Genomic DNA, 8467 nt, shown 5'->3' on the forward strand with positions numbered 1-8467 from the left:
TACAAGCGCCTGGTGCCCGGCTACGAGGCCCCGATCAACCTGGTCTACAGCCAGCGCAACCGTTCGGCATGTGTGCGCATCCCGATCACCGGCAACAACCCGAAGGCCAAGCGTCTCGAGTTCCGCTGCCCGGACAGCTCGGGCAACCCGTACCTGGCCTTCGCCGCGATGATGATGGCCGGCCTGGACGGCATCAAGAACAAGATCGAGCCGCACGAGCCGGTCGACAAGGACCTCTACGAGCTTCCGCCGGAAGAGGCCAAGTCGATCCCGCAGGCGCCGACCTCGCTCGCCACGGTCATCGACCGTCTCGAGGAGGACCACGACTACCTCACCGCCGGTGGGGTGTTCACCGAGGACCTCATCGAGACCTGGATCCGCCTCAAGCGCGACAACGAGATCATGCCGGTGCAGATCCGTCCGCACCCGTACGAGTTCTCGCTCTACTACGACTGCTGATTCGGGGAATCCCTCCCCTGGCACGCGCGGCGGCCCCCGACCCGGAAGGGTCGGGGGCCGCTGTCTGTTCCACCGCGGCATGTGCCTATTCGGCTGCCGCATGCTCCTCGGACACGGCATGTTCTGACGGTCCCCGCAATGCCCACGCCGCGAGCGCCGCCGTGGCGAGCAACACCGCGGCGCCAACCCATGCCGCCGCAGAGAGTCCGTCGACGAAGGAACTGCGCGCCACCGCCATCAGGTGCTGCGCCTGCTCTGCGCCCAGCCCGTGCGCCGTAGCGATGGCACCGGACAGGCTGCGAGCGGCGGGGGTGTCGGCGAAAGCGGCGTCGTCGAAGGACAACCGGTAGACCGCGTTGAGCACACTGCCCAGGATGGCGATGCCGAAGGCGCCGCCGAACTCGCTGGAGGTTTCGAGCAGACTCGACGTCGCACCGGCCCGCTCGACCGGTGCCACACCGACGACGTAGTCGGTGATGACGGCCGAGACGGCGACGGTGCCGCAGGCCAGCAGGGTCGCGCCGACCAGCACCACGGCCAACGAGTGGACGGTGGTGAGTGACGCGAGGATGATGAAGCCGCCGGCGGCGACGACTAGGCCGACGATGATCGTCGGCGGGCGCCCGAACCGCACCGAACCGGTGGCCGCCGCCGGCGCAGCGGCACCGATGAACACCGCGGGCAACAGGCTCCACAGCGCAGCGCTCAGCGGCGAATAGCCCAGCACCGACTGCAGATACTGGGTCATCATGATCGCGTTACCCAGAATGGCGAACGCCCCGACGACGTTGATCCAGATCGACGCCGAGAACCGCCGATCGGCGAACATCGATACGTCGACGAGAGGTTGGGTCAAGTGCCGCTGGCGCCACACGAAGGCCGCACCGACGCAGATCCCGGCCGCGATCAGTCCGACCGGGGCCCACGACCACCCCTGCGCGGCCAACTTCTTGATGCCCTCGATGACCGGCAGGATCGCACCGAGAGCGAGCACCGCGCTGACCACGTCGACGCTGCGTCGCGTGTCGCCGGTTCCACCGGGGAGCAGGAACGGTGCGACGACCAGCAATGCCATCATCACCGGCACGTTGATCAGGAAGACCGAGCCCCACCAGAAGTGCTCGAGGAGCAGACCGCTGATGATCGGACCCACCGCCACACCACCGGTGAACACCGCGCTCCACGTCGCCACCGCCTGTGCCCGTTGCGCGGGGTCGACGAAAAGGTGGCGGACCAAGGCCAGCGTCGACGGCATGAGCGTCGCGCCCCCGACGGCCAGCAGTGCTCGCGCCGCGATGAGCATTCCCGGTGATACCGAGAACGCCGCGGCCACCGATGCGGTGCTGAACGCAATCGCACCGATCATGAGCAGCCGCCGGTGACCGATCCGGTCGGCCAGCGCGCCCATCGTCAGCAGCAGGCCGGCGAGGACGAATCCATAGACGTCGAAGATCCAGAGCTGTTGTTCGGCGGTCGCGCCCAGGTCGGCCGCGATGAACGGCGCGGCGAAGAACAGCACCGATACGTCCATCGAGACGATGAGCATCGGCAGGCACAATGCGACCATGCCGATCCAGGGGGAACGTGAGGAACTCATCACCACACCTAACTGTTTATGCCAAATACTGTTTATGAACAAGACTGATACTAAGCCTGTTTTGTGTACGAGGCAAGCAATAAGGCGGCTAGGATGACCGCTATGATGCCGTCGGCCACCGCACTCCCCCGCTACCTGCAGTTGATGTGGGGCATCACCCAGGGCTCCCGCCGCGGCCCCAAACCCCGGCTGGCCGTCGGAGACATCGCCCGCGCGGCGATGGAGATCGCCGACGCGGACGGGCTCGACGCGGTATCGATGAAGGCCATCGCAGAACGACTCGACCTCACACCGATGTCGCTGTATCGCTACGTCGAGGCCAAGGAGGACGTCTACGAGCTCATGTTCGACGAGGCCTACGGCCCCCCTCCGCCCGGATTGGCCACCGAAGGAGACTGGCGGGCCCGCGTTACGGCATGGACGATGGCAATCGTCGACCGTCAGCTCGCACACCCCTGGACCACTGCGCTGCCAATGACCCGCCCACCGGCCGGCCCCCACACGCTGCGGTGGACCGACGCGGGTATAGCGGCGTTCGACGGCACCGGACTACCCGACGCTCAGCGGCTGTCGACGCTGCTGTTGATCTCGGGCTTCACCCGCAACCACGTGCGAATGTCGGCCGACATGGGCGCATTCGACCCGGAGCGGGCATCGAGCGCCGACCACTACACGACAGTGTTGTCCCAGGTCATCGACGCGGACCGCTATCCCAATCTTTCGCGCTCGGTCGCGAGCGGCTACCTCGACGACGGCGGCGTCGACTTCTTCGACGAGGAGCTGCGCTTCGGGCTCGACCTCATCCTCGACGGCGTTGCGGCACGGATCGTCGACTAAGCGGCGATATCGGCGACGAGCACCGCGGCGACCTTCAATGTCGCCCGCATCGGCAGCGGAAGGCCGGAGCCGTCGCTGCCGGCGGGCAGGATCCGGGGATTGACGACGTGGATGTCGCGGCCCTTGACGGTGATGTCGGCGCCTCCGGCGGCCAGCACGTTCTTAGCCCAGTTCGTCTTCCCATGCACCAGGGCGATGGCGAGCGTGTCGCCGCGACGGAAGGCCTGCACCGTCGTCGCATAGGGCGTGCCCGACTTGCGGCCGGTATGGTGCACCGTCGCAAAGACCGACGGCAGGTGGCCCGCGAGCCGCGACATCGGCCCGTCGAGGTGCTTGACCACGAAGTCCTCAACCCGACCCGGGATCAGCATGGGAGTCTGCGGCGTGTGATTCGGGTGCTTGGCCATTCGTCCGGATCCTTTGCGTACCAGTGGTGGGTGTTCGCGCACGAGGGTACCCGGGGTGGTCTGTTAGGTTGAGACCCATGCGCAAAACCGCTCGCGTCCCCGCAATCATCACGACCCTCGCCGCCGCGACCGCCCTCGTTCTGACCGGTTGCGGCTCCAACGACAAGACCGACAAGGCCCACGGGACCGAGCCGGAAACAGGCACCTGCCCGACCGCCGCGGCACCAGCCGACGCCAAGCCCGACTGGACTTTCAAGGGAGCGACCGGAGAGGTCAAAGTCGTCGCGCCGACGGCCAGCCACGCCCCCGGCATCACCGTCGACACTCCCTTCACGGTGACCGAGACGACGATCCACACCCTGCACGAGGGCAAGGGTGACCGGGTGATCACCGTCGACGACATGGTGTCGGTCTGCTACGTGGGCGTCAACGGTCGCGACGGCAAGGCATTCGACAGCGCCTATGAGCGCGGCACACCCGCGTCGTTCCCGTTGACGCAGGTCGTGAGCGGCTTCCAAAAGGCGATCGTCGGGCAGAAGCCCGGGGCCTCGGTCGCCGTCGCGATGACCCCGGCCGACGGCTACGGCCCGATGGGCGGACAGGCCGACGCCGGGATCCGAGCAGACGACCCGTTGATCTTCGTCCTGCAGATCGCCGCCATCGACCAGACCGACGGCAGCGAATAGTCAGTTCTCCAACTCGGTGAACAGCCTCTGGTTGAACTCGAAGGCTCCGATGGCCTCAGTCGTGAGCCGCGCCAGGGCGTCGCGGTCGAGGTCGAGGGCGTCGAGCCGCTCGCGGTAGCCGTCCTTGTAGCGCTTGAGCTTGTCGATGCCGGTGAAGCGGTAGAACGCCAGCGCCTCGTCGGGCACCCCGTAATGCAAGCGCATACGGCTGGCGATGATCTGCCCGCCGGACAGGTCGCCGAGATAGCGGGTGTAGTGGTGGGCGAGGTAGCGCACCGCATCGTCGTCGCAGGCTTCGATCGCGGCAACGTAATCGATCGTCACCGGGAGCATCGGCTCCCCCGCCGGATCGACGCCCAGCGCCGCGAGATCCGATTCCAACGACGGCACGCGGTCCAACCGGTCGTCGAGGACGGCATCGGCAACCGGATCGCCGGTTAGTCGGGCACCGGTGTCCTCCAGCGCGCGGTACACGTGCACGAGCTGTCCGACCAGGCGGGCGTACGCCGCCACCCCGAGCCGACCGCCCATCAGGTCGGCGACGAAAGCCGACCGCTCGGCGTTCTCGTGGGCGCGCGCGGTCGCCTCGCGGAGCACCTGAGAGGTCCGGCCGGCCGGTGCAAGGGATTCCTCGGCGACAATCGTCATGCAGCCATGCTACCCCTCGGAAGTGAGGTAACCCTTATCACGTGGTGCAGACCACAGCGTTGCGCCCACGTTGGGCGCAAGGCCACCCTCAGGCCCCGAATACTTCGGTGACGACCGTCTTGGCGCGGCGCGTCACCCTCAGGTAGTGCTCGAGGAACTCCCCCGAATCGTCGGCCGGCCAGCCCGCGGCGAATGCGACCGCCCGCAGCGCCGAACCCGGACCGGGCAGTTCGTCGACCGGTTTGCCGCGCACCAGGACGAGCGCATTGCGCGCCTTGGTAGCAGTGAGCCAGGCGTCGCGCAGTTTCTCGACCTGGTCCTCGGGGAGCAGGCCGTCGGCGGCGATCGCATCCAACGACTCCAACGTCGAGGTGTTGTGGAGCGAAGGGTGGTCGTGGGCGTGTCGCAGCTGCACCAACTGAACCGTCCATTCCACGTCGGCCAGGCCGCCTCGCCCCAGTTTGGTGTGCATCGCGGGGTCCGCGCCGCGCGGCAGCCGCTCGGCGTCGACTCGCGCCTTGATGCGGCGGATCTCACGGACCGCCTCCGGCGAGACACCGCCCGACGGATAGCGGATCGCATCGGCCATATGCAGGAAGTCAATGCCCAGGTCGTCATCACCGGCGACCTGGTGGGCGCGCAGCAACGCCTGGATCTCCCAGGGCTGCGCCCATTGGTCGTAATAGGCGCGATAGGCCGCGAGCGTGCGCACGACCGGACCGTTGCGTCCCTCTGGTCGCAGGTCGATGTCGACCTCCAGCGGCGGATCGGCACTGGGGGTGCCGAGCATGATCCGCACGTTCTCGGCGACGGTGGTCGCCCACTTGATCGCCGTCGTCTCGTCGACGCCCGGACGGGGATCACAGACGAAAATCACGTCGGCGTCGGACCCGTAGCCGAGTTCACCGCCACCTAGTCGGCCCATACCGATGACAGCGATCCGCGCCGGCGGCTCCCCACCGTCGGGCAGCGACTCCGCCACCACGACGGCCAGTGCGGCGTTGAGGACCGCCGCCCACACCGACGACAGCGCGGTGCACACCTGCGGCACGTCGAGCATCCCGAGCACGTCGGCCGAAGCGATGCGCGCCAGTTCGGCACGCCGGTGCGCCCGGGCCACGGCGACGGCGGGCTTGAGATCGGTGCGGCGGACCGTCGACGCGATCAAGCCCTTGGCGACGTCCTCGGGGTTCACACCAATGAGTTTTGGGCCGTCGGCTCCGTCGGAGTAGAGCTTGATGACCTCGGGCGCGCGCATCAGCAACTCGGCGATGTAGGCCGATGTGCCCAGTACGTGCATGAGGCGCTGGGCCACGACACCGTCGTCGCGCAGCAGGCGCAGGAACCACTCGGCGTCGACCAGTTCCTCGCAGAGGCGGCGGTAGTTCAGCAGCCCGGCGTCGGGGTCGGGGGTGCGGCTGATCCACTCGAGTAGCGACGGGAGGATCAGCAATTGGATCTGCCCGCGCCGGCCCGCCGTCGAGGCCAATGCGCGGATGTGCCCGAGCGCACGGTCGGGCTTGGCATAGCCCAAGGCGGCGAGGCGGCGCTGGGCCGATTCACTCGACAGCGTCAACTCGTCGGCGTCGAAGTGGGTCACCGATTCCAGCAGCGGCCGGTAGAAGAGCTTCTCGTGGAGTTGCCGGATGCGTTTGCGCTGTTTGCGCAGGTCGTTGCGCAGCACTCCGGCGGCATCGAGATCAGCGGACGGGCGGATGTGGGCGGCCCGCGCGAGCCAGCGCATCGCGACGTCGTCGTCAGGGTCGGGCAGCACGTGGGTGCGCGATAACCGCTGCAACTGCAGCCGATGCTCGAGCAACCTCATGAACTGGTACGACGCGGACAGGTTCGCCCCATCGTCGCGCCCGATGTAGCCGCCCGCGGTCAACGCCGCCAGCGCGTCGACGGTGGCCAGTACTCGCAGCGACTCGTCGACGCGACCGTGCACCATCTGCAGCAACTGGACGGCGAATTCGACGTCTCGGAGGCTGCCGCTGCCGAGTTTCAGATTCCGCTCACGCAAGTCCTCGGGGACCAGTGACTCCACTCGGCGGCGCATCGCCTGGACGTCGACGACGAAGTCGTCGCGTTCGGCCGCGGTCCAGACCATCGGGTTGACGGCGTCGATGTAGGCCTTCCCCAGAGCCATGTCGCCACACATCGGCCGCGCTTTGAGCAGGGCCTGGAACTCCCACGTCTTGGCCCACCGCTCGTAATATGCGACGTGGCTGTCGAGGGTGCGGGTCAAGGATCCCGCCTTGCCCTCCGGGCGCAGTGCCGCATCCACCTCGAAAAGCGCAGCGGACCCGACGCGCATGAATTCGCCGGCGATGCGCGCCGACGTGGAGTCGGCGGGCTCGGCGACGAAGATGACGTCGACGTCGGAGACGTAGTTGAGCTCGCGAGCACCGCATTTGCCCATCGCGATGACGGCGAGGCGCACCGTCAGCGGTTTGTCGTCACACACGCCGGCGATCGCCACCGCGAGCGTGGCGGTCAGTGCCGCGTCCGCCAGGTCGGCCAGGAGTGCGGTTGCCACGGGAATGGTCACCGCGGGCTCATCCTGCACGGTCGCGGCCACATCATGCGCCGCGATGACCAGGATGTTGTCGCGGTAGGCACGGCGCAGCGCCATGATCGCCGCGGGGCCGGTCACACCTGCGCGGTAGACGAGGTCGTCGGGTCCGGCCGACGGGTCGGGGTGGGCGTCGACCGCCGCCAGCATCGAGGTCCGCATGTCGAGCGCATTGGGCAGAGTGGGTGGCACCAACACCCGCCAGGCCTCCGGCTCGGCAACGAGGTGGTCGCCGAGGGCATCGGAACTGCCAAGCACTCCGAACAGGCGGCCGCGAAACCCCTTGTCCCCGGCGATCAGGGCGGCTACCTCGTACCAGCCGCCACCCAAGGCTTCGCGCAGTCGGACCAGGGCCTTGAGGGCAAGGTCGGCGTCGGGCGCGCGCGAGAGCGCCCATGCGATGTCGGTCGACTCCTCGGCATTCCACCCGAGAAGGGCAAGGTTGTGCGCGGCGGCGCTGTCTAGTAGACCGAGCCGCCCCGGGCTGGGTACCGATCCCCGGCGCACGACCGTCCTACAGCGGCAGGTAGTTGCGGAGCTCGAACGGGGTGACGTGGCTGCGGTAGGCGGTCCACTCCGTCCACTTGTTGCGCAGGAAGTAGTCGAAGACGTGCTCACCGAGCGTTTCGGCGACCAGTTCGGAGCTCTCCATCACGTGCAGTGCCTCGGCCAGGCTGCCGGGTAGCTCGCGGTAACCCATGGCTCGGCGCTCGCCGGGCGTCAGGGCCCACACGTCGTCCTCGGCCTCCTCGGGCAGCTCGTAGCCCTCGGAGATGCCCTTGAGCCCGGCGGCGAGCAGCACCGCGAAGGTCAGGTACGGGTTGCAGGCCGAATCGGGGCTGCGGACCTCGACACGGCGCGACGAACTCTTGTTGGGCGTGTACATCGGCAACCGGACCAGTGCCGAACGGTTAGCCCGGCCCCACGTCGCCGCCGTGGGAGCCTCGCCGCCGTGGATGAGGCGCTTGTAACTATTGACCCACTGGTTGGTGACCGCGCTCAGCTCCGAGGCATGGTGCAGGATGCCCGCGACGAACTGCTTGCCCACGACCGACAGCTGCATCGGGTCGTCGGGGTCGTGGAAGGCGTTCTCCTCGCCCTCGAACAGGCTCATGTGAGTGTGCATCGCCGATCCGGCGTGGTCGCTGAACGGCTTGGGCATGAAGGTCGCGAAAACGCCTTCTTTGATGGCCACCTCCTTGATGAGGTAGCGGAACGTCATCACGTTGTCGGCCATCGACAGCGCGTCGGCGTAGCG

The 8467-nt window shown here is 67.7% G+C and carries 7 protein-coding genes and 1 pseudogene; 3 read left to right on the forward strand and 5 right to left on the reverse strand.

Annotated elements, in window-relative coordinates:
- A pseudogene (locus B4L26_RS02735) lies at positions 1–459 on the forward strand (type I glutamate--ammonia ligase); the annotation flags it as partial.
- Between the two features lie 85 nt (positions 460–544).
- Here B4L26_RS02735 and B4L26_RS02740 read toward each other — a convergent pair.
- Positions 545–2056: an MFS transporter gene (locus tag B4L26_RS02740; protein ID WP_290715548.1), complete on the reverse strand. Its 1512-nt coding sequence runs from the start codon at positions 2054–2056 to the stop codon at positions 545–547.
- 93 nt (positions 2057–2149) lie between these two features.
- Between B4L26_RS02740 and B4L26_RS02745 the strand changes: the two genes are divergently transcribed.
- Entirely contained in the window at positions 2150–2893 is a 744-nt protein-coding gene (locus tag B4L26_RS02745) for a TetR/AcrR family transcriptional regulator (protein WP_290715551.1), read from the forward strand.
- Here B4L26_RS02745 and B4L26_RS02750 read toward each other — a convergent pair.
- Positions 2890–3300, reverse strand: a complete 411-nt coding sequence (locus tag B4L26_RS02750) for a nitroreductase family deazaflavin-dependent oxidoreductase (protein ID WP_290715554.1) — start codon at positions 3298–3300, stop codon at positions 2890–2892. The two genes, B4L26_RS02745 and B4L26_RS02750, sit on opposite strands and share 4 nt — an antisense overlap.
- Before the next feature lie 77 nt (positions 3301–3377).
- Between B4L26_RS02750 and B4L26_RS02755 the strand changes: the two genes are divergently transcribed.
- Complete coding sequence (locus B4L26_RS02755; RefSeq protein ID WP_290715556.1) at positions 3378–3986, forward strand: FKBP-type peptidyl-prolyl cis-trans isomerase; 609 nt, start codon at positions 3378–3380, stop codon at positions 3984–3986.
- Here the strand turns inward: B4L26_RS02755 and B4L26_RS02760 are convergent, their stop codons facing one another.
- From B4L26_RS02760 to B4L26_RS02770, 3 genes are all read right to left on the reverse strand, one after another.
- Positions 3987–4634, reverse strand: a complete 648-nt coding sequence (locus B4L26_RS02760) for a heme oxygenase (biliverdin-producing) (RefSeq protein ID WP_290715558.1) — start codon at positions 4632–4634, stop codon at positions 3987–3989.
- An 88-nt stretch (positions 4635–4722) separates the two neighbouring features.
- Positions 4723–7716: a bifunctional [glutamine synthetase] adenylyltransferase/[glutamine synthetase]-adenylyl-L-tyrosine phosphorylase gene (locus B4L26_RS02765; protein WP_290715560.1), complete on the reverse strand. Its 2994-nt coding sequence runs from the start codon at positions 7714–7716 to the stop codon at positions 4723–4725.
- 7 nt (positions 7717–7723) lie between these two features.
- Positions 7724–8467 (reverse strand): glutamine synthetase family protein (locus B4L26_RS02770; RefSeq protein WP_290715562.1); only part of this gene is annotated, 744 nt, incomplete at its 5' end.

Origin of the sequence: Gordonia sp. UBA7599 (genome assembly GCA_002477755.1) — a bacterium.
Lineage (GTDB): Bacteria > Actinomycetota > Actinomycetes > Mycobacteriales > Mycobacteriaceae > Gordonia.